This window comes from Mycolicibacterium novocastrense, assembly GCF_001570485.1.
Classification (GTDB): domain Bacteria; phylum Actinomycetota; class Actinomycetes; order Mycobacteriales; family Mycobacteriaceae; genus Mycobacterium; species Mycobacterium novocastrense.
Map to the genome: position 1 here is coordinate 1 of NZ_BCTA01000070.1, position 21,791 is coordinate 21,791.

14 protein-coding genes and 1 pseudogene are annotated in these 21,791 nt (G+C 62.9%); 6 read left to right on the plus strand and 9 right to left on the minus strand.

The features are described from left to right. Positions 1-414 precede the first annotated feature (414 nt). The gene (locus tag RMCN_RS23585; protein ID WP_067394375.1) at positions 415-2,052 is read left to right on the plus strand and encodes a GMC oxidoreductase; all 1,638 of its coding nucleotides are present in this window, start codon (positions 415-417) and stop codon (positions 2,050-2,052) included. 95 nt (positions 2,053-2,147) lie between these two features. Here RMCN_RS23585 and RMCN_RS23590 read toward each other — a convergent pair whose 3' ends face one another. Beyond that, a complete protein-coding gene (locus RMCN_RS23590) occupies positions 2,148-3,413 on the minus strand; it encodes a glycosyltransferase (RefSeq protein WP_067394378.1) in 1,266 nt (421 codons plus the stop codon). 60 nt (positions 3,414-3,473) lie between these two features. Beyond that, positions 3,474-4,283, minus strand: a complete 810-nt coding sequence (locus tag RMCN_RS23595) for a TylF/MycF/NovP-related O-methyltransferase (protein ID WP_067394566.1) — start codon at positions 4,281-4,283, stop codon at positions 3,474-3,476. Positions 4,284-4,539: 256 nt separating this feature from the next. Here RMCN_RS23595 and RMCN_RS23600 point away from each other — a divergent pair. Further along, positions 4,540-6,108, plus strand: a pseudogene (locus RMCN_RS23600) (MFS transporter); the annotation flags it as partial. Positions 6,109-6,291: 183 nt separating this feature from the next. Here the strand turns inward: RMCN_RS23600 and RMCN_RS23605 are convergent. From RMCN_RS23605 to RMCN_RS23615, 3 genes are all read right to left on the minus strand, one after another. Continuing rightward, positions 6,292-6,984 carry a rhamnosyl O-methyltransferase gene (locus RMCN_RS23605; RefSeq protein WP_067394384.1) on the minus strand — a complete coding sequence of 231 codons (693 nt, stop codon included), beginning with the start codon at positions 6,982-6,984 and terminating at the stop codon, positions 6,292-6,294. A gap of 171 nt (positions 6,985-7,155) precedes the next feature. After that, the gene (locus tag RMCN_RS23610) at positions 7,156-7,929 is read right to left on the minus strand and encodes an O-methyltransferase (RefSeq protein ID WP_131808595.1); all 774 of its coding nucleotides are present in this window, start codon (positions 7,927-7,929) and stop codon (positions 7,156-7,158) included. 188 nt (positions 7,930-8,117) lie between these two features. Beyond that, the gene (locus RMCN_RS23615) at positions 8,118-8,909 is read right to left on the minus strand and encodes a phthiotriol/phenolphthiotriol dimycocerosates methyltransferase (protein WP_067394390.1); all 792 of its coding nucleotides are present in this window, start codon (positions 8,907-8,909) and stop codon (positions 8,118-8,120) included. A 378-nt stretch (positions 8,910-9,287) separates the two neighbouring features. Here RMCN_RS23615 and RMCN_RS23620 point away from each other — a divergent pair, with 378 nt between their 5' ends. Next, the gene (locus RMCN_RS23620) at positions 9,288-10,859 is read left to right on the plus strand and encodes a GMC oxidoreductase (protein ID WP_084377705.1); all 1,572 of its coding nucleotides are present in this window, start codon (positions 9,288-9,290) and stop codon (positions 10,857-10,859) included. Between the two features lie 74 nt (positions 10,860-10,933). Here the strand turns inward: RMCN_RS23620 and RMCN_RS23625 are convergent, their stop codons facing one another. Then, on the minus strand, positions 10,934-11,911 hold the full coding sequence (locus RMCN_RS23625) for a Gfo/Idh/MocA family protein (protein WP_409366071.1): 978 nt from the start codon (positions 11,909-11,911) through the stop codon (positions 10,934-10,936). 182 nt (positions 11,912-12,093) lie between these two features. Then, positions 12,094-13,083 carry a sulfotransferase family protein gene (locus RMCN_RS23630; RefSeq protein WP_067394569.1) on the minus strand — a complete coding sequence of 330 codons (990 nt, stop codon included), beginning with the start codon at positions 13,081-13,083 and terminating at the stop codon, positions 12,094-12,096. A 369-nt stretch (positions 13,084-13,452) separates the two neighbouring features. Here RMCN_RS23630 and RMCN_RS23635 point away from each other — a divergent pair, with 369 nt between their 5' ends. Then, positions 13,453-14,829: a hypothetical protein gene (locus RMCN_RS23635; RefSeq protein WP_110765920.1), complete on the plus strand. Its 1,377-nt coding sequence runs from the start codon at positions 13,453-13,455 to the stop codon at positions 14,827-14,829. 32 nt (positions 14,830-14,861) lie between these two features. On the opposite strand, the gene RMCN_RS23640 is transcribed toward RMCN_RS23635, so the two are convergent. Further along, complete coding sequence (locus RMCN_RS23640) at positions 14,862-16,130, minus strand: glycosyltransferase (protein ID WP_067394403.1); 1,269 nt, start codon at positions 16,128-16,130, stop codon at positions 14,862-14,864. A 380-nt stretch (positions 16,131-16,510) separates the two neighbouring features. Here RMCN_RS23640 and RMCN_RS23645 point away from each other — a divergent pair, with 380 nt between their 5' ends. After that, positions 16,511-17,275, plus strand: coding sequence for an aspartyl/asparaginyl beta-hydroxylase domain-containing protein (locus RMCN_RS23645; protein ID WP_110765921.1), 765 nt, complete (start codon positions 16,511-16,513; stop codon positions 17,273-17,275). Positions 17,276-17,557: 282 nt separating this feature from the next. Further along, positions 17,558-19,747, plus strand: coding sequence for an acyltransferase family protein (locus tag RMCN_RS23650; RefSeq protein WP_067394406.1), 2,190 nt, complete (start codon positions 17,558-17,560; stop codon positions 19,745-19,747). 59 nt (positions 19,748-19,806) lie between these two features. Here the strand turns inward: RMCN_RS23650 and RMCN_RS23655 are convergent, their stop codons facing one another. Then, positions 19,807-21,546 (minus strand): AMP-binding protein, encoded by a 1,740-nt coding sequence (locus RMCN_RS23655; protein ID WP_067394409.1) that lies wholly within the window; start codon positions 21,544-21,546, stop codon positions 19,807-19,809. Between the last annotated feature and the right edge of the window lie 245 nt (positions 21,547-21,791).

The window sequence follows — 21,791 nt, forward strand, 5'->3', positions numbered from 1 at the left end:
GTCCTGGGTCATCGCGTGGTGCGTCCTTTACTTGAGTCACTTTGGTCGGTAACTCAATGACCACTACGCGATGCCCCACTTCAAGAGGCTCACCGACACACCTCAAGTCAGTCCCGGCTCGCTCGCCTCACCCCCGAAACCCCACCACCCCAGGGGACTTACCCCTCGGGCGACGTCAGGGCGTCTGCAATTATTGCCGGTTCGCGAGCCGCGATCCGCTGTTCGGCCCTTCGCTGTGGCCTGTGAATCCCCTTCGGCTTCGACTGAAGCGGGGTTGATCGGCGGCAGCGGCGGGTATCGGAAAGCTGGTGCGTGGGAAGCGCGCAGTCGTCACTGCCCCTATCGCGCGGATGGTACTTTCGTGATTCGTGCGAGTCGGGCAACATGCTGGCTCTCATTTGCTGAGGAGTTCGATTGGCTGACGGCGGGCTGAGCGCACGCGAGGCAGAACGTGTGACCTGGGACGTGATCGTCGTAGGTACCGGCATGGGCGGCGGGATGCTCGGCTACTCGCTTGCCCGATCTGGCCGAAGCGTGTTGTTCGTAGAGAAGGGGCGCTCCACGCTGCCTGGAGAGCCAGGGGCCATCCGCGCACTGCCGGAGGTGGCCGAACCGATGGCCGGCCGATCGGCTGAAGCCTATTACGACGCCTTGGCCCGAGCCGGGCGCTCCACCGACGAGATCGAAGACATCAGCGGACGCTTCTCGCGGCGATTCGTGCCGTACCTCGGCAGCGGCACGGGAGGGTCGTCGGCTATCTATGGCATGGCCTGCGAGCGGCTTTTCGTTCGCGATTTCACCCCCCGTCAAGATTTCCGCCACCCCGGCGACTCCACCGTGCCGGAAGCCTGGCCGATAACCTACGATCAATTGTCGCCGTGGTATGCCGAGGCGGAAAAATTGTTAGGGGTGCGGGGGCAACCCGATCCCTTGCGGCCGGAGGCGGCCGATGTCAATCTGCCTGCGGCGCCACCGTTCTCGGCAGACAATCAGCGATTGGTCGATTATCTGGCCGGCCGAGGGTTACATCCGTATCACCTGCCCATGGCGTGTGATTACACCGATGGCTGCGCTTCGTGTCACAGCCACCTCTGCCGGAAGTCGTGCAAAGGCGAGGCCGGCCGCATTTGCGTGCTGCCCGCGGTTACCGAACACGGCGCCCACCTGCTGCCCGAATGTCGAGCCTTGCGCTTGGAAGCGGACCGCGCGCACGTCCGGAAAGTGATCTGTGAGGATCGCTCCGGCACTTTCGCGCTGACAGCCCGGGTGGTGGTCCTGGCAGCCGGGGCGCTTGTCACTCCTGTCTTGTTGCTCAATTCGCGGTCCGGTGATTGGCCGGGCGGACTGGCGAACCGCTCAGACTGGGTGGGGCGCAACCTGATGCGCCATCTGATTGATTTGGTGGAGATCTGGCCGCAGTCCGACAGCAAGATCACAGAACCGAACAAGGAGATCGGGCTGAACGACTTCTACTTCTGGGAGGGTCAGAAGTACGGCACCGTGCAATCGTTCGGCGCGATGCCCCCGATGGAATTGCTCACCAACCGTCCAGGTCTCAAGGCAACTGCGTTGCGTGCGATACGACCGGCGGCTCGCCGCGTCTACGAGCGCTTCTTCACTGGCGGGCTGGTACTGGCTCCGCTCATGGAAGACCTGCCCTACCTGGACAACCGCGTCCTACCGTCAGACCAGTCCAGCCCTGACGGGCGCCAGCGGATGCAGATTCAGTATCGCCTGCACGCCAGCGAGACAGAGCGCCGCGCAACATTTTTGGGACAGTTGCGAGAGGTGTTCAAACCATTTCGCAAGATCACGCTGCGTGGCGCCGAAGACAACGAGGCGCTCGGCCACGTCTGCGGGACATGTCGCTTCGGCACTGATCCGACCTCCAGCGTGCTGGACGCTCAAAATCGGGCGCATGAAGTGGACAACCTGTACGTGGTCGACAGCTCGTTCTTCCCGTCCAGTGCCGGATTGAATCCGAGTTTGACGGTGGCCGCCAACGCACTTCGGGTCGCCGCCCATATCGATCAAGTGCACTTCGCCACCTGAGTCGACCTATCGCCCGATGTTCCGATCGGCCATGTCTGCAAGATCAGCGGCCACATCGGTACCGAACGTCGGGTGCACGTTTCAGCCAGGACCGATCAACCGATACGCCGGACGCGCGCGAAGGCCTCGACGCGTTCGGCGGCGTTGGCGGCACTTTCGGCCGGTTTGGTCATCTTGGCCGCGAAGTCGCGAGCCTCGGCAACGCAATCCGGGGCGAGTATGGCGCGCAGGTCAGCGAGTAGCGACTCTCTGGTGGTGCTCGACAGACGCCGGGAAGTACCCACCTTAAGTCGCTTTACCTGAGCACCCCACAGTGCCTGATCGAGCCAGGTCCAAAGGATCAAAGAGGGAACGCCTGCACGCAAGCCCGCAGCGGTGGTGCCCGTCCCGCCATGATGCACGACCGCGCGACAGGACGGAAAGATCGCCGCGAAGTTGAGCGTATCCACCACCTTGAGATGATCAAGACCGACGATGTCGGTGAAGTCAGTGCCGGCGGCGCAAACCAGCGCGCGTTCGCCCAACTCCGCACAGGCCGCGCCTATCATCGCCAGCGTATCGGCCGGGGATTGCACCGGCATGCTGCCGAAACCGAAGAAGATCGGCGGAGGTCCGGTAGCGATCCAACTGGCGGCTTCCTCGTCGGCTTCCGCCGGCAGTTCCACTGTCAGGGCTCCAACGAGAGGCCGTCGGCGATCGTTTTCGGCCCAATTGCTTGCCAGCCCGGGGAAGCAAGCCTCGTCGTAGGCCTGAATCTCCAGCGAGCCGCGTTCGGCGATCCTTTCCGATGACGGACGGGTCGCCTTCGGCAGACCCAACTCACGACGCTGTGCGTCCTCGAACCTTTTGGCCAAGCGCCAGCCTAGCCACTTGGACAACGTCATTGCGACACGAATCAGCGGCGACGACTTCGGGACCAACTCGCTATGCGCTCGCAGCGGGGAGGTATGCAACGTCGCCAAGGGAATGTCGAAGTATTCCGCCACATTTGCCGCAGGCTGATCGAAACCCGCGTCGGCGAACAACAGGTCGGCCCCCTCAGCAAGCGATGTCAGCGTCGTGTTTGCCTCTTTCCAGAACTGGGCGTACAAATTCCAGTCTTCGCGCGCCAATTTGATCAGCTCCCTGACGCGCCAGAAGTTGCGGAACAGGAGCATCATGAAGTCCCGGTGCAGCTCCTGCCAGGTCCGCGCATCCGGGCCGAATGCAGCAGCCGTCAGTCCCGCCGACTCAACGAATTCGACAAGGTTGGGCGAGACGGCCAGCCGAACGTCGTGGCCGCGGCAAAGTAATTCACGGCCAACAGCAACACACGGCTCGACGTCGCCGCGGCTTCCGTAGAAAGCAAGGACAAATTTCATGGCAGGGACTGCGGCCTTTCACGAGGCGTGAACGTCGGGCGTCCAATGGTCAGACCAAGATCACTTGCGCCACAACGCACCGGTTCCGTCTATGTCGACGATGTCCGCGGTTATCCCGTGTTTCTCGCGATAGTCCGAGACTGCTTGCCGGCATGCCGGGATCGAATAGTCGTCAATGATGCAATATCCCCCGGGAGACAGTCGCGGATAGAGAGCGTCAAGCGTTTGTATCGTGGATTCGTACAGGTCGCCGTCGAGTCGCAGCACTGCGATCTGCTCGATCGGCGCATCGTGAAGCGTGTCTTTGAACCACCCCGGAAGAAAGCGGACGCGCTCATCGAGCAACCCGTAACGCTCGAAATTCGCCCTGACTTCCGACTCCGGCACTCCTAGTATTCCCGAGAAAAGATCAAGTCGAATCCCCTTGTCCGCCTTGAAATTTGCGGCGTCCGGGCGTGGCAAGCCTGCAAACGAATCCGCCAGCCAGACGCTTCGCGTTTCGTCGCCGTATGCCGCCAGGACTGCGCGCATGAGGATGCAGGCCCCGCCGCGCCACACACCGCATTCGACGAGATCACCAGGAATGTCGTCCTCGAGCACCGTCTCAACACAATGCTGCAGGCTGGTGAGCCTCTGCATCCCGATCATCGTCTCGGCCTCGGCGGGCCAGTCGACGCCCAGGTCGCGCTTCGTCTGACCGAACGGGCTCACGCGGTTGAGCATCGGCAGAATTGCGTTGGCGGTCTTGAAGACGAGCCGCCGACGCAGTGACCAGCGCGCGGGCATCCGCTCGTGCATCCCGTATCTGGTCAGGTTGCGTCGGAGCAAATCGAGGTACAAAGGTCGCACATCGCGATCAGTCACAGCCAACACTGCCCCTATCCATTGCGATTGCCGTTGCCGGTGTTGCCGGCGATGAGTCTAGACCCCCGATTTGCGCCTGTCCCAGAGGCCACCAACATTGTGTTCTCTCACCGGCATCGACAGCGGCCTGTGCATGGCCGCCAACGGGTGGCTTAGCCATTTGCTGCGTTCAGAGTGCCCGCGCCGTATCCGACGAGGTCGTCGGCCGCTCGCGCTCAGTTTCCAGCTAACATTTTTGCGGCTTGTTGTAGGGTATTCCGCGATGGCTTCTCACGACGGGAAGCAGACATTACCTCCCCGACAACAATGGACGACAGAGCCTGCGGAACGAGCTGAGGCCTTGCCCAACAAACAGACCGGAAAGCACCGTGCCAAGCGGTCTTCGAGTCGGACGCCCGGCTGGTTCATAGCCGCGGTAACCGCAATCGGTGCGATGCAGCTGTTGTCCATTATGGACGGCACCATCGCAGTCGTCGCGCTTCCGAAAATCCAGAGCGAGCTCGGCCTTTCGAACGCCGGGCGGAGCTGGGTCATCACTGCGTACATCCTGACCTTCGGCGGACTGATGCTGCTCGGCGGTCGCCTGGGCGACACTTTTGGGCGCAAGCGCGTCTTCATCGTCGGGGTTGCGTTGTTCACCGTGGCCTCGGCCGTGTGCGGAATCGCCTGGAATGGGGGCTCGCTCGTCACAGCCCGGCTGCTCCAAGGAGTGGCTGCAGCAATCTTCGCCCCGACCTCGGTGGCGTTGGTGGCGACGACATTTCCGAAGGGTCCGATGCGCAACACCGCGATGGCGGTATTCAGCGCGATGATCGGCATCGGCTCGGTAGGTGGGCTTGTCGTTGGCGGAGCTCTCACCGAGGTGTCGTGGCGACTGGCGTTCTTGGTGAACGTTCCGCTCGGGCTGCTGGTCCTCATCCTCGCCCGCGCCGCGCTGCGCGAAACTCAAAAAGAGCTGATGAAGCTCGATGTCACCGGGGCTGTGCTGGCCACGCTGATCTGTACTGCTGCGGTGTACGGCTTCTCGATGGCACCGGAGAAGGGCTGGTTGTCACCTATTCCGATCGGTTCGGTGGTGCTGCTTGTCGGAGCCTTCGTGGCTTTCGTCGTGGTGGAGCGAAGAGCCGATAACCCCATCGTCCCGTTCAGCCTGTTCACCGACCGCAACAGGCTGGCCATCTTCGCGGCGGTATTCCTGGCCGGCGGGGTGCTGTTCACCCTGATGGTGCTGGTCGCGCTGTACATCCAGGATGTCATGGGTTACAGCGCGCTGCGCGCAAGCCTCGCCCTTCTGCCCTTCGCCATTGCAGTGGCCCTCGGGGCTGCTGCGTCGTCGCGTCTGGTCAAGTTGTGGGCGCCGCGTGTGGTCATGATGGCCGGCGGCAGCCTGATGCTGGGCGCCACCCTTTACGCCTCCACGCTGACCCGCGACGCCCCGTACTTCCCGAACCTGATGGTGCCGCTGGTCGTCGCCGCGGTGGGTATCGGTGTGGCGAACGTCCCGCTTCGTCTATCGCTGATCGCCAGCGTCGGGCTGGACCGGATCGGCCCCACCTCGGCGATTGCGCTCATGCTGCAGAACCTCGGAGGCCCGATCGTGCTTGCGATCATCCAGGCCATCATCACCTCGCACACGCTAGCTCTGGGCGGCACCACCGGGCCGGTGACTTCCATGAACGCCGTCGAACTGACTGCACTTGACCAGGGCATCACTTACGGTCTGCTGTGGTTGGCGGGGGCGGTCGTCTCTGTCGGCTTCGTGGTGGTGTTCATCAGCTACTCAGCGGAGGAGGTCGCGCATGCGCAGGCTGTCAAGGAAGCCAGCGACGCCGAGGACCCCGCCGAGGACGCCGCCGCCGTCGACAACAACCCCGCACTCGGACACGCCAACAGCGACACCCTCGGCAGCGCAACCACTTTCAGCCGTAACCACAGCTCTGATGGCGCCGGAAACGGCACCAGAGTCAACTACGACGCGCGAAGCGATCAGCGGGCTAGCCGGTTGAATCGGTGACTATTTCCGAATCATGAAGCCATTGGTGGCGAAGGTGAACCCGAACTTCATCTCCCGCTCACGATCGTGAACATAATCGTCCGGGAATTCGGCCTCGTAATCTTCGATTGCCTCGAAGGGCCCCGGGCCCATTCCGGGGAGCACCGGATGGCCGTTGACATTGGAGTCCTCGACAATCATGTAATCCCCGGTCCGAAGCAGGGGCCGCAACAATTTCATCTCGGCCAGCACATGATCACGGCTGTGGTCGCTGTCCAGGATGGCGAAGACCGGGCCCGGAAATTCGGACCGCAACTGACTGATCTTCTTGGCCACCTGCGGTTCAATCGATGACGACTCGAACCACACCACGTCGGGGTCCTTCACCGCGTTGGCGTGCAGATTCTGATGCGTTATGTCGACCGACAACACGGCGAACGGCTGTCCGGTCTGACGCAAAATGTGGGCGAAGAACACTCCGGAACCACCCTGAAAAGATCCGAACTCCACCACCAAGGAGGGGCGTAGCGACCACAGGATTTCCTGGTAATTCCACATGTCACTGACCGACTTCTGACACGGAACACCCATCCAGGAGGTGTGCAGCCACACCATCGTGCCGTAATACCACTTATGGTATTCCTCGGCGATCGCGTCGCTGGGCCGGTATATGGCTCCGGCCACCCCGCTGGCTATCTGCCGAATCACACCCATTCATTTCCCCCTCACGGCACCGCACCATTACTTAACCAGGGTCTGCCAAAGCGTAGCCAAGCGAGACTATCAGGAGTTGCCCGTAGCGGCGTACGACTCGAATGTTCAGGTCGTTGAAGACGGCACGCGCGCTCCAATTCGGCTTCCCGAGTAGGCCTCTCAGCAAGAGGTCTATCCGAGCCCACCACTAGGTGTTGTGCCCGTCCGAAGACCTGGCAGTTTACTGAGTCGGAGTCCGGTGTCGGGATCACCGCACAACACGACGCAGCCGCGCTTGGCTCCCGTTTCTTGGGCGGCCGGTAACGACGGATAGAACCTCAGCATGTCACTGCGTCCCAGCGTGTCAAGATACTCGTCGTTCAATACCGCACCCGGACCGTAGTCGTCATAACTGTAGGAGTCGCCAGGGACGGCGAAGTCGTCGATCATGATGACCGACCGCCGCCACGATCCGAAGATCATCTCGATCTCCTCGGCGAGCGGTAAGTCTGAATACCAGTGTGCGTCAAGGTAAAAAAAGACATCGTCCTTGGGGAAGGATGGATCCTCGGCCAGCTGACGCAGCAGGGCGCGGCTGTCTCCCAGCACGACATGCACCCGGTCGCGGTCCGAACGAAATCGTTCTTCTGCGAAGGCGTGATAGCGAGGCTTCTTCTCCGCCGTGTAGACGGGCACACCGAAGTCGGCGAAGAACTTCGTCGTGTTCCCGATGAAAGTTCCCGTCTCGACGATCGCCGCGGGCGGGAACTCCGCAAGGATCTGCCGGCACAGGTCTAACCGGCCGCTCTGACCGTTCAGCGGTTCGCCCAAGTCCGAGCGCGCTGATCTCATCCTGTACTCCAACCTGCCGAGCACGGCGGGGCCGGAGCTATTGACGTACAGCACAAAGGAGTTGATCGAGTTCCGCCCAAGAGAATTGATGAAGTTCAATGCCTTGGCGGCCAAATCCGTCACCTTGGAGTTAGCCGGCACGTCGGCTCAGAACTGGAGTCACAACGAACCGATTGAGGCGAACCGAAGCAGTCACGGCCTTAAAGCGTACTCGCCGCGAGCACGTCCGGGTCGGGGACGCCGCCCGCCCATTCATCGATGTCCCACTCCCTCCGCGGTGTATGGCCCCAAAGCGGCGGAGCCTAGTCCTTGGCGAAGCAGTACATGCGGTACGAAAAATCCCCACTCTGCATGGCGCGGTAGACCTTCGAGCCCTGCACGAATTGACAGGTTGCGCGCAGTAGCTTGGAGTCGTGGCGCTCGAGCAGTTTCTGCCAGCGCTTTGAATTCTCGTCCATCCCGCGCAAGATCTCCGTGTTGATGTCGCGGCGCGAGAGCATTTTCATCGGCGCACTCGCCAACGCCTCCTCCCAGTCAGAGATGTGGGGAGAGAAGCGGCCGTCAGCGTAGAGAAACCGTCCTCCCGGACGCAGCACCCGCTCCACCTCGGTGAGAAACAACCGAAAGTCCGGATAGTGGATCGAGGACTCGATATTGATCACAGCGTCGAATGACTGGTCGGGGAACGGGGGGTCTTGGGCATCGCCGACGACGAATTCCAGCCCCGGGAACTGGTGGCGCCGCCGACAGAAGTCGATCCCATCGGGGTTCAGATCCAACGCCGCGTAACGGGCCGGGTGCAGGTTGCGCGCCAGATAGGAGGCGCCACCGCCGTGGCCGCATCCAACCTCGAGAACCGCCGAACCGTTCAGATCACCGGCCTGAGTGGCGGTGCGATGGTAGAGCTGAATCGGATAGCGATCCCGTTCGTCTTCGGCACTCAGGGTTATCGCCATCGGCGGGTCTTCCTCGTAGCCGTAGTTGAGGAATACGACGTCGTCGTTGTCGAACCTACGAGTGATGCTACGATAACTGCGCTTTTGAAGTTTGTAGCCGAGATTCCAAATGAGCGGGTGGTAGTTCAAACGCTCCATGATTCCCACAGGCGTATCCTCTCGCCTTCGCGACCCGACATGCAGGCCTCGTCCTCAATGCGGTGGCTTGCTCGACCCACCGAGATAAAGCCCCCCACCCTGTCAGCCGGACACTACATAGTTTGCCGTGCTATCGCAGCGACTCCCGGTTCTTCGTCTTGTTGAAGACAATGCGGCTGGGATTTTCCTGCATCAGGCGGTTGCGACCTGCCAGGCCGGATCTCCAACTCCTCGTCGTCGGCGAGATGGTACTTTCGCACTCGCGATGCGGGGAGCTTCACATCGTCATTCACTGAGGAGCTGGTATTGGCTATCGGCGAGCTGAGCGCGCACGAAGCGGAACGCGTGGTGTGGGACGTGATCGTGGTGGGCACCGGTATGGGCGGCGGAACCCTGGGCTACTCGCTCGCCCGCTCCGGGCGCAAGGTGCTGTTCGTCGAAAAGGGACGATCGACACTGCCCGACGCGCCGGACACCATTCGTTCCTCGTGGCCGGAAGTGGCCGAGCCGCGGGCGGGTCGATCAATCGAGACGTATTACGCCGCCCTGGCGCGCGCCGGGCGGTCCACCGACCAGATCGAGGACATCAGCGGACGCCGCACGAAAATGTTCGTGCCCTTCCTGGGCAGCGGGACCGGTGGTTCATCGTCGCTCTACGGCATGGTCTGCGAACGTTTTTTCGAGCGGGATTTCACACCCCGGCAAGACTTCCGCGACCCCGGCGAATCCACAGTGCCCGAAGCCTGGCCGATCACCTACGGGGAGATGCGACCCTGGTATACCGCGGCTGAAGAACTGATGGGCGTCCGCGGCCAGCGCGATCCGCTGCGGCCGGAGACAGCCGACGAGCACCTGCCGGCGGCGCCGCCGTTTTCGACCGACAACCAGCCGCTGGTCGACTATCTGACCGGCCGCGGTTTACACCCCTACCACCTGCCAATGGCCTGCGATTACACCGACGAATGTGCGACCTGTCAGGGCTATCTCTGTCAAAGGTCGTGCAAGAACGATGCCGGCCGCAATTGTGTACTGCCCGCCGTCACCGAGTACGGCGCGCATCTGCTGGCTGAATGCCGCGCCGTACGCCTGGAAACAGCGGGCAGTCAGGTGCGGCAGGTGATCTGCGAAGACCGCTCCGGCACAGTGGTCCTCACGGGCAAGGTCGTGGTATTGGCCGCCGGGGCGCTGGCCACTCCGGTGTTGCTGCTCAATTCCCGCTCCGGTGATTGGCCGGGCGGGTTGGCCAACAGCTCGGATTGGGTAGGACGCAACTTGATGCGCCACCTGATGGACATGATTGAGATCTGGCCGGAGTCTGGCAGCAGGATCACTGCCCAGAACAAGGAGATCGGGCTCAACGATTTCTACTTCTGGGAGGGACAGAAATACGGCACCATACAGTCGGCGGGCTCAGCAGAAGGCCCCATGGAGCTGATGACGAATCGCCCCGGATTGCAGGCGAAGGCGCTGCGTTTGGTGAGCCCGGCAGCACGCCGGGTGTACGAGCGGTTCTTCAGCGGCGGCTTGGTTCTGGCGTCGATTCTCGAAGACCTGCCCTACCTGGACAACCGCGTTTCGCTCTCGGGCGAGCCCAATTCGAACGGTCGCCAGCGGATACAGATTAAGTACCGGATCCACGACAATGAATCCGCGCGCCGGGCAACGTTTCTGCGGCAATTGAAAGACCTATTCAAGCCTTTCCGCACCCTCGTACTCCCCGTCGCGAAAAGCAATACGACCGTCGGCCATGTGTCCGGCACGTGCCGCTTCGGCACCGATCCCAAGTCCAGTGTGCTCGACCCGCAGAACAAGGCTCACGGGGTGGACAACCTCTATGTGGTCGATAGCTCGTTCTTCCCGTCGAGCACCGGATTGAATCCAAGCCTCACAGTTGCCGCCAACGCCCTGCGGGTGGCCGCCCACGTCGATCAGGCGCATTTCACGAGCTGATCGAACACGGACCTGCGACTACGCGCGATGCGGCTGACGATGCCGAATCGAAGCGTGAGATGTGGCGAACTGAATCACCGCTTGGCGGGCTCGCGGAGCGGCAGGCCCGCAGCCCGATAGATGTCATCGATGACCGCCATGTTCTCGACCGCCTCTTCCGGTGTCGTCCCCACCGGGGCACCGCGCAGTACTGCAGCGGCGAATGCGTCGAGCTGATAGTCATAAGTGGAGCGTGCCGAGAACGGCTCTACCCGATCACCGCCGGGTGACCGAACCGTCAGTCGACGGAAAGGAGCCCGCTGACTGAGCACGGTCATCTCTCCGCGATCGCCGATCACCTTTGCGCCCGCCCGCATCAAGTCCGAAGACCACATCGAGCAGCGCACCCGCCCCGAGTGGCCACCCGCGAACTTCAACTCCGCTGTCATGGCCCGGTCCACCCGCGGATCGCGCAATTTCGCCCGCGCGGAGAGAACTTCAGCGATTGGGCCGCCGAAGGTCCGCGCCATGTCGACCGTGTAGCACCCGACGTCCATGGTCGCGCCGCCAGCAAGAGAGTAGTCATACCGGATATCCGAGAACTTGGGAAGCAACAAGCACAAGGCGACCTCAACTCGCTTCAGCTCGCCCAACTCGCCCGAGGCGATGATTTCCTGAGCTCGCGAAGTCAGCGGATGGTGGCGGTAATGAAAACCTTCCATCACAACCCGGTCCGACTTCGCGGCCAGTTCGGCCACTTCGCGGGCCTCTGCCGCGTTGGACGCGAACGGCTTCTCGCACAGCACGTGTTTGTCGGCTTCTAGTGCCGCGCGAGTCCACTTGCCGTGCAGGCCGTTTGGCAACGGGATATACACAGCATCCAACTCGGGGTCGGCGATCAGCGACTCATAGTCATCGTGCACTCGGTCGATACCATGCTTGGCTGCGAACTCTCGAGCGCGGGCAGCATCGCGTGCCGCAACCGCGGCCACCTCGACCTCGGCGTTTTGCTGAGCAGGCTTGATCAGTGCCAGTGGTGCGATGCGTGCTGTGCCCAGGATGCCGATCCGCACCGGGCCCCCCTGTGTCGACACGGACTCGATGCTAGCAGTTGAACTCCGTTGTACCGCCCGAATGCACCGGCCTGGAACACCGCGAAGACCATGCAGCGACGGGTCACGACCCGTCGCTGCATGGTGCGATCAGGGTCGTCGGCACCTTGCGCCGCAGGCCTTTTCAGCTATATGCCGCACTATTACGCCCAAGTTCCGCGGCGCCGATGAGCGAGGGCTACCACCTCCAGGCTGAACTTGGCGATTGATGGTGGGACAAGCCGGGTCCGGCGCTGGAAGTAACGGAAGTCCTCGACGGCAGTTCGGAAGCTGTGCTCGCTTGCCCGATACGCCGCCAGGACACGATCCAGCGCGGATTCGTCCACGGGCTCGTCGCGAGCCGCCGCGCGAAGTGCGTTGAAAACCGTGGTAAACCAGTCGGTGCCGAAGAACTCTGTCACCGGGCCATCGTGTCGCTGGTTGTGCAGATCCGGTCGGAGGAACTCCTCGATGGCAGCCTCGTCGCGGGTCGCGAGATCTACTCCCAACGCCGCCGAAATTCGCTTTATCTCCCGCCGCCAATCTTCGAGGAGGTTGGCGTACTCGACGACGACGCGCGGCAGGCCTCGGGTATGCCTTTCGGCCAGCAGCGTGAACTTCAGCCATAAGGCACTCGCAAGCTCCGGCGTCGTGCCGTCCCGGGCGGTGAAGGACGCGATGGCCTCTTGCGGGTGGCGCACTGCTATCACGGCCGCGATGTCGAAACCCGCCTGACGCGCCGCCTCGAACCACATCTCGGAAAGCACCGATATCTGCAGGTCTTTGATCACGACAACCGGCGCACCGAGCAGCGAACTGAGGTAGGTCCTGATTTTGGCGATCGAGGCGGCGTTGGTCTCGACGTCCAATGCGCCCTCGGCTTGCAGACGAAATGTCGGGTCGAAGGCGGCACTCCGGTGGCGGCGGAGTATCGCATCGTTGAGGAGTAGGGAGGCGCGAGGTTCCCAGCGGCCGGTTGGGTTGTCGGAGACCGCACCGTGCAACCGGGTCGGCAGTGCGGCGCCGCACAGCGACAGCACCCGCGTGAGCGCCGACGTACCCGACCGGGGCATGCCCACGATGAACAGAGCAACCGGACGAGCCCCGTCGCCGGGCTGCGTGGCGGCGGTCACCCGCGCGACTCCGCTGACGATGCTGTCGACGAGTGTGAGGAAGGAGTTTTTGCGGTGCTCCCCCCGGCGGTGCACAGACGGCCCATGGCGGCAACAATATAGGGAGGCGCGGCGCTGTTGTTGCGATGTTCGATGTGTCGGGCAAACAAGCTGATGGGTGCGTCGGCGTTGCCCCGCGGGATCAGACCGCAGGCCCAGATCAGCTACTCTGAGGCGATGACTCATTACGGGGTGGAGGTCCGCGCTGTCCCACGCAGACTCGCCGCACAGGACCATGCACTCGCCCCGGATGACATAGCGGGCGAATCGTTCCGGACGGGCGGAGGCTGATCCGTGTCGGTCCGGATCCCTGCACGCGCAAAATCGAAACGCCTCGCCTCCAGTAACGATGTGCTGCCCGACAATCGAGTCGCGTTGCTGGATCAGGCCTTCTTCTCGTGGCAGCGCGCCACGGGCGAGGAGATAGCCATTCAGCTCGTATGGGTCTACGAGCATCCAATCGACTTCGATGCGGTGAAACGATTTCATTACCTTCTCGGCCGTGGCCTACTGGGACGGCGTATCGAGCGTTCGCCGCTGCCGTTCTTCCGCCATCGCTGGGTAGTCGACCGCGGACCGGCAGAGATCGACTTCGCCGACCAGCCACGCCCACGCTCAGAACTCAGCGACTGGGCAGATGAACGCGCGCAGATTCCGACCGACCCAGAATGGGGGCCTGGCTGGCATATCGGTGTTGTTCCATTTACAGATGGGTCCACCGCGGTCAGCTTGGTTGTATCGCACTACATCGTCGACGGCCTAGGGCTCGCCCTCGCGGTGGCGGAAGCGCTCATGGGTCAGACGCGCGATCTCGGCCTGCCAGAGGCAGGATCCCGCAGGCGCTTGCGCGCGGTGCTTCACGACGCCCGAGATGCTGCGCGCGACGCAGCCGAAATCAGCCGGGCGGTTGTCGCGGGAATAAAGATGGCGCCGGGATACTGGCGAGAGCGGTGGCGAGATCGTGCGCGATCGGCGGCGTCGCAACCTGCGGCTCTTACCAGGGCTGACGAGCGCCGGGGGCGTGACGACGACGATGAGGTCGTCGTCATACCGGCGATCACCATCCACGTCGATGTCGATGACTGGGATGCCCGCGCCGACGCTCTCGGCGGAACGCGGACCGCGATGATCGCCGGATTCGCCGTGAGACTTGCCGATCGCATGGGGCGCCGCCGCGCCAGCGACGGCGCTGTCACCCTGCAGCTGCCCATCAGCGAGAGGACCGAGGGAGATACGCGGGCGAATGCGATGGCGATTGCGCGGGTCAGCATCGACCCCACGCATGTCACGACAGATCTGCGGGACGTCCGCATCGCCGTCAAAGAGGCGCTGAGCACGCTGAGGGGGACACCAGATGTCGCGCGGCAGTTCCTATGGCTTGCCCCGTTCAGGCCCGGGTGGGCGTTGAGGCGGGCGGCTGCGGCCGCTTCGGCCGACCCCGATCTTCCGGTGTTCTGTTCCAACCTCGGAGATCATGCCTCGCTTCTGTGCCGCCTCGATGGCACCGAAGCCGAGCACCACACCGCGCGCGCGGCCTGGCACCACACCACACGCCGGTGGCTCGAACGAACAGGTGGGGTGATGAGACTGCAGGCATGGCGTATCAGCGGTAAGACCGGCATCACTGTGGTCGCCTACCAACCGGGCACTACGAATACAAAGGCCGCTCTGCGTGAGCTGGCCATCCAAACACTGGCCGATTTCGAGCTGTCCGGCACGATCGAATAACTGATTGACCGGTCGGGCAACCACTTCGGCCGTCAGCCGACCCGCCCCAACCGAGCGAAATTCTCGACGTGGTCGGCCGCGGACCTGACGCTTTGAGCAGGTGTGGTCATCCGGGTGGCGAATGCGGCAGCCCGCGCGACGACATCCGGAGCCAGCACCGCGCTCAGATCCTCGACCAGCGATTCTCGGGTGATCCCGGAAAAGCGCCGCGCCTTGCCCAACCCCAGGCGTGTCAATCTGACGCCCCAGAACGACTGGTCCGGCAGCGTCCAGAGGATCAGTGCGGGGACACCGGCTCGCAGTCCCGCAGCAGTCGTACCTGCCGCACCGTGGTGAACGACCGCGCGGCAGGAGGAAAAAATCGCCGCAAAATTCACCGTGCCCACCACTTTGACATGCTCGAAAGACGGGACGTCGCTGAAGTCGCTCCAGCCGGCACCAATCAACGCCCGCTCGCCCAACTGCGCGCACACCCCGGCGATCATGACGACCAAGTCCGCTGGAGAATCAACCGGAATACTGCCGAACCCGAAGAAAATCGGTGGAGATCCAGATGCGATCCATTTCTCGACATCCTCATCGGACTCCGTCGCTAGCTCCAGTGTCAGCGCCCCCACAAACGGTCGTTGCCCGTCCCACTTCGCCCACTCGGCTGCCAGCCCCGGAAAGCAAGGCTCGTCATAGGCCTGGACTTCCAGTGATCCGCGGCCGGCGATCCTCCCCGACGCTGGACCGGTCGCCTTCGGCAGGCCCAGTTCAAGCCGCTGCGCATCATCGAGCTTCTTCGAGATCAGCCAACCCACCCACTCATCCACCGTTATCGCGAATCGACCAACCGGCGCAGGCACGAATGGCATCAGCTGACCATTGGCCCGCGCCGGGTGATAATGCAACGTCGCCAGTGGAATGTCATAGTACTCAGCGACATTGGCAGCAGGTTGCTCGAAACTCAGCCCCGTGAACAGCAGATCGGCGCCGTCCGCGAGTGACATCAGCGGCGTGCTGATCTTCTCCCAACACTCGGCAATGGGCTCCCGAACTTCGCGTACCAGCCTGACTAGATCCTGAACATTCCAGAAACTGCGGAAGATTCGCGTCCAGAGGTCGCGGTGGACTTCCAGCCACGCTCGCGTATCCAAACCGTAAGGGACCGCATGAAGCCCAGCCGACTCGACGAAAACCACGAGGTCGGGCGGGACGGCCATCGACACATCGTGACCTCGGCGCTGCAGTTCACGGCCGACGGCGGCGCAGGGTTCGATGTCGCCACGACTTCCGTAGCTCGCCAGCGCAAACTTCACGCAGAGATCCTAGCGTTTCACTTCCGTCGCGAGTTCGGTGCAAAGAACGCAGTCAAGCGTCGGCATGGGGATGAAGCCCAGCACCGCCCGCGAGACCGACGATCACGACACAGCAATGAGCTTGTGACGCAGGCGTTTTGAGATCACCTGACCCGCTTGGGTCCGTCGGCAACGGCCGATACCGAGGCCGTACACCATGGTGTGGTCCACACGAGAGTATTGCGACCTCAGAACTCCGAGTCAGCAAAGTTTTCCCGAACGCAGTGGATCGCAGGGGAACATATCGGTGGGGAGAAGATGCCCTTGTGTATAAAGAACATGGACGCATTGCACGTCGGTGGCGACGAGTGATAACTTCGACCTCTGGCAAAGGGGGCAGCATGAACGAGGTGCGTGGGTTCTTGGCGCGTACGTTCGGACGCCTGTTCATGGCCGTTTTTGGCGCGCTATACCGGCTGTACACTCGCGCATCGCTCCTCGGTGATCACGAGTTCTTCGATAACAAGGATTTTCCGTGGGTCGGAGCCGTCGAAGCCGATTGGCGGAAGGTTCGCGCCGAACTCGATGCGCTATTGCCCTACGCGGCGGACATGCCTAACTTCCAGGATATTTCCAAGGACCAGAAGGCTCTTTCCCAGGATGACGGCTGGAAGACCTTCTTCTTCTACGCATACGGAATAAAGGCCGCACCGAATTGCCGCCGCTGTCCGGAAACCGCCCGGCTCCTGAAGAATATTCCGGGCATGAAGACTGCTTTCTTCTCCATTCTCGCGCCGGGTAAGGAGCTGCCGCCGCATCGTGGCCCATACAAGGGAGTGCTTCGCCTGCATCTCGCGCTGCTCGTTCCCCAGCCGGCCGACCAGTGTGGCATCCGAGTCGGATCGCAGACGCGGCACTGGCAAGAAGGTCAGGTGATGATCTTCGACGACACCTTCGAGCACGAGGCTTGGAATCGAACCGACGGCTTCCGGGTGGTTCTGTTCGTCGACCTGATGCGGCCGATGCGCTTCCCGGCTAACGTGCTCAACTCGGTGGCGACGTGGCTGATTGCACTCTCGCCCTTCGTACTCGGCAACCTCGGCAGCTACTCGCGCTGGGAAAAGCGTTTCGAGGCCGCCATCAATCAGGGGGCCGCAGCCAACTGACGGCGACGCCAGACGCGGTGCGGTTACCCTTCCTGCCTGAGTGGGGCGGACGGCACAATCTCTCGTCGGCCCTCGGCGAAGCCCGCGCGTCGCATTTCAGACCAGGCGCGCAGACCGCGGCCACAGATTAGCGGCGAGGTCGTTCTCCACTCTCGACTCAAATCGTTTTCAGAGGCTGATGCCGGAAACTTGCACGGCAGATCTGTTGCAACGAGTTTGCTATATCCTCCCGCCGATCATGCAACAATCCTCTTCGAACTACGCATCCCGAAGTGGAGGACCGTGAGCCAGGCCAATCCCGCTGAGCCCGTTGAGGCAGCTCGCAGCCCACGCTCGGAAAAGCCGGGGTTCCGCGATGACATCGAAGGGCTGCGCGCGGTCGCGGTGTTAGCGGTTGTCCTGTTTCACGCGGACGTGCCCGGCGCGAGCGGTGGGTACGTCGGCGTGGACGTTTTCTTCGTCATCTCCGGCTTCCTGATCACCCGGCTGCTCCTTCGCGAGGTGAGCACCGTCGGCACCGTGCGGCTCCGTCGCTTCTACGGTGCACGCGCCCGCAGACTGCTACCGGCGTCAGCCACGGTGGGCATCGTCACCGCGATCGGCTCGGCTCTTCTCTTACCTCCGCTGCAGGCCCGGAGCGTTTTCGGGGACGGCATCGCCAGCGCCCTCTATGTCGGCAATTACTGGTTTGCGCTACACAACGTCGACTACCTCGCACCGGTCATGCCGGAGTCGCCGTTCCAGCACTACTGGTCTCTGGGCGTCGAGGAACAGTTCTACCTGGTGTGGCCGCCCATGATCATCGCGACGGCCTGGCTCATACGGCGCATGCGCCGACGCAAGGGAACTCACGCCGCACCACCGAAGCGTCCATACCTTCCATTCCTGATAGTTCTGTCCTTGGTGGCGGCCGGATCGTTTGCGATGTCGCTGGTCATTACGTATGTGCTGCCCGCGGTGGCTTTCTTCTCATTGCCCACACGAGCCTGGCAGTTGGCGGTAGGCGGCCTGGTCGCGCTGACCGCAAGCCAGTGGGGCCGACTATCCGCGACCCCGGCCGCGATCGCGGGCTGGACAGGGCTGGCCCTCATCCTGCTGTCCTGCACCCTCTTCAGCGCGAATACGCCATTTCCCGGTACCGCCGCGCTGATGCCCGTCCTCGGCGCCGCTCTGGTCATCGGCGGCGGCTGCGCCGCACCTTCTCGAGGATGCGGGCGCGTCCTGGCAGTCTCGCCGATGCAAGCGATCGGCCGAGTGTCTTATTCGTGGTACCTCTGGCACTGGCCGGTGCTGCTGTTCGCACCGCTGCTGCTCGGCCAGCCGCTGGGGCTACCGGGCAGGTTGGCCGCCGCCGCCGTCTCCGCCGTACTGGCGGTGCTCACCCTGCATCTCATCGAGAACCCCTTGCGGTTCGCGGCCCCGGTACGTCGGTCCCCCGCCGTCAGTCTCGCGCTTGGTGGCGCTGCCACTGCGGCTGCCGCTCTTGTGTGCGTCGTGCTGTTGGTATGGGTCCCGGTTCCGATCGGCCACGGCGCGCCAAGAGCACCGCTGACCATCACTGCCGCACCTACCCCCACCGGTGCTGACACGGACGCCTATACCGCGGCAGTGCAGCACTCGTTCGCACAGGTGCAATCCGCACTCGCGGCAGCCACCCATCAGAAAGCCGTACCGTCCAACCTCAACCCGCCACTCAGCGACGTCGCAGCCCAACTCAACGCCATCTTCCTCAACGGCTGTATGCGCAATGCGCTCCAAGCCGGACAACCACAATGCGCGACCGGCGATACCGCCTCCTCGACGACGGTTGCCCTGGTGGGCGATTCGAATGCCGCGATGTGGAATCCTGCGTTCCAGCAGGTCGCCGAGCAGCGGCGGTGGCGGCTGGTGACTATGGCCAAGGCGGTCTGCCCGATGCTCGATCTGCCATTCGCTAACCCACTGTTCCGCCTGGCAACGCGGTGTGAGCAGTGGCGCGCTCAGATTATGGACCGCATGCACGCCGAACGCCCTCGGCTGGTCGTACTGAGCGTGTATCGCGGATACCGCGCTGGGAACAGATTCCAGCCGGGTTTCACCTCGTACAGTCCGGCGTGGCTGGACAGCTTGACCCGTCTGGTGCGGCAGCTGCGCGACACCGGTGCGGACGTGTTGGTGCTCGGCCCCATCCCAGATCCCCCCTCGGACGTTCCGATTTGCGTGTCAGCACACCTCGATGACGCGATGGCGTGCTCGGAGCCCAGATCGGCAGTGGTCAATCCGGCAGGCATCACGGCCGAGTCCGCCGCTACGGAAGCCGGTGGCGGGCAGTACGTCGATCTCACACAGTTGTTCTGCACCCCCGACCGTTGCCTGGTGATCGTCGGCAACACGCTGGTCTACTTCGATAGCAATCACGTGACATCCGAATACTCACGACAATTGGCGCCTGCTATCGAAGCAATTGCGGACCGCGCGCTGGCGCAGCGATAAGTTCCCCAGCACCGGCGCTGCAGCCGCACCGGCGGCCGAACCTCAACTCGCGGTGTGACTTACCCGTCTTGGCGGGTGAATTGGCCGGTTCGGTAGTGGTCGATGCATGTTGCTCGTCGTACTTTGCCGCTGGTGGTGATGGGTATGGACCCAGGTGATACCAGGACGACGTCGGCGACGGCGAGGTCGTGGGTGTGCGAGATCGCTGAGGTGATGTCGCGTTTGAGGGTGGCGAATTTGTGCATCACCTCGTCGTGGGAGTCGCCGCGTCGTTTGGCTTCGACGATGACGACGAGTTGTTCGGTGTCGTTGGTGGGGACCGCGATCGCTGCGACGCGGCCGCCCGATATTTCCTGGATGGTGGCTTCGATGTCATCAGGGGAGTGGTTGCGTCCGTAGACGATCAGCAGGTCCTTAATGCGGCCGAAGATGAACAGGTCGCCGTCGGTGACGAAGCCCAGATCTCCGGTGCGCAGCCACGGCCCGGGCGGGGTGCCTGCGGAGGGGTTGACCACGGTGGCGCCGAAGGTGCGTTGGGTTTCTTCGGGTTTGTGCCAGTAGCCTGAAGCGACGTTGTCGCCGTGCACCCAGATCTCGCCGGTGGTGGCCGGTGGGCATTCGGTGTGGGTGTCGGGATCGACGATGCGCACCGTGGGCGAGGGGGTCAGCGGATAGCTGATCAGTGGTGTGCCCCCGCCGGTGGTGCAGCGTTTGGCCTGACCCGCGGCGAGTTTGTCGGTTTCGAAGTACAAGATCGTGGGTGCTTGGCCGGCGCGGCTGGTCGCGGCGTAGACGGTGGATTCGGCCAGTCCGTAGGAGGGTCGGACCACCCAGTCGTGGAGGTTGAATCGGGCGAACCGTTCGGTGAAGCGTTGCAGGGTGGCCGGGTGTACGCGTTCGCTTCCGCTGAGGATGGTTTCCACGTTGCCCAGATCCAGTCCGGCCATGTCCTCGTCGGTGGTTTTCCGTGCGGCGAGCTCGAAGGCGAAATTGGGTGCCGCCGAGAATGCATGAGTGTTGGTGGCCAGCAACTGCATCCACCGCGCCGGGCGCTGCAGAAACGCCACCGGACTGGTCAGCACAGCGCGGTAGCCACCCAGAATCGGAGCGCATACTCCCAGAACCAGACCCATATCGTGATAAAACGGCAGCCACGACACGATGGTGCTGTCGAAGGGTGCGATCCCGTCCCGGTGCGCGAAATAACCCGCCATCAATTGCTCGAAGTTCGCCTGGAGGTTGGTATAGGAGATCATCACGCCGGCGGGTTGGCGGGTGGAGCCTGATGTGTATTGCAGATAGGCGGTGGCTTGTTGGATGTCGCCTGGGTCCTCGGCGCGTATCGCAGCGTCGAGGTCCAATGAATCGACGTCGATGATCGTGGGTCGCGGCGCCAGTGGCTGCGCGGTGACGTGAGGGACCACGTGATCCACGACTGCCGACGTGGTGAGAACGGCCGTGGGTGCGGCATCGCGGAGCACCGAATCCACGCGTTCATCGCTGGCCCCGCCTAGCGGGACCGACAGCGGAACCGCGACGATCCCGGCCTGTAACGCCCCCAGAAACGCCACGATGTAATCCAGTCCCTGGGGGGCCAATATCACCGCGCGATCCCCCGGTGCTGCACAGCCTCGAAGCTCATGTGCCACATTGCGCACGCGCCGATACAACTGCGGCCATGTCACACTCTCGTGGACGCCGGCCCAGTCCTGCTCGTAATCGACGAACGTGAATGCGATCTCATCCGGCTGCAGACTCGCGTGCTCGCGCAGCAGATCCGGGAGGGACGTTTCAACCACCGCCTGAGGTTAACGTCAACGGCGCGCAAACGTCGATGATCGAGGTTGTCCAGCGTGCGCAGCAAAGTCACGATTAAATAACGACCGGGGGTCCGACTTTGACCATCGATGCGCGAATGGGGACCACGCCGATCCCGCCCAACCCTCGTTGACGTGCCAGTAAGCCCTGATACGGTAGGCACCGAATGACGGAGAGGTGGGCAGTCCCACTGTTGGACGCAACTCCACGTCGTGAGTCAAGCAAC

What these genes read in the sequence shown, in the direction of transcription:
- RMCN_RS23590 (WP_067394378.1), bottom strand. Translation starts at nt 3,413, where the DNA reads ATGAAATTTGTCCTTGCTTTCTACGGAAGCCGCGGCGACGTCGAGCCG.
- RMCN_RS23605 (WP_067394384.1), bottom strand. Translation starts at nt 6,984, where the DNA reads ATGGGTGTGATTCGGCAGATAGCCAGCGGGGTGGCCGGAGCCATATAC.
- RMCN_RS23615 (WP_067394390.1), bottom strand. Translation starts at nt 8,909, where the DNA reads ATGGAGCGTTTGAACTACCACCCGCTCATTTGGAATCTCGGCTACAAA.
- RMCN_RS23620 (WP_084377705.1), top strand. Translation starts at nt 9,288, where the DNA reads ATGGGCGGCGGAACCCTGGGCTACTCGCTCGCCCGCTCCGGGCGCAAG.
- RMCN_RS23645 (WP_110765921.1), top strand. Translation starts at nt 16,511, where the DNA reads ATGAACGAGGTGCGTGGGTTCTTGGCGCGTACGTTCGGACGCCTGTTC.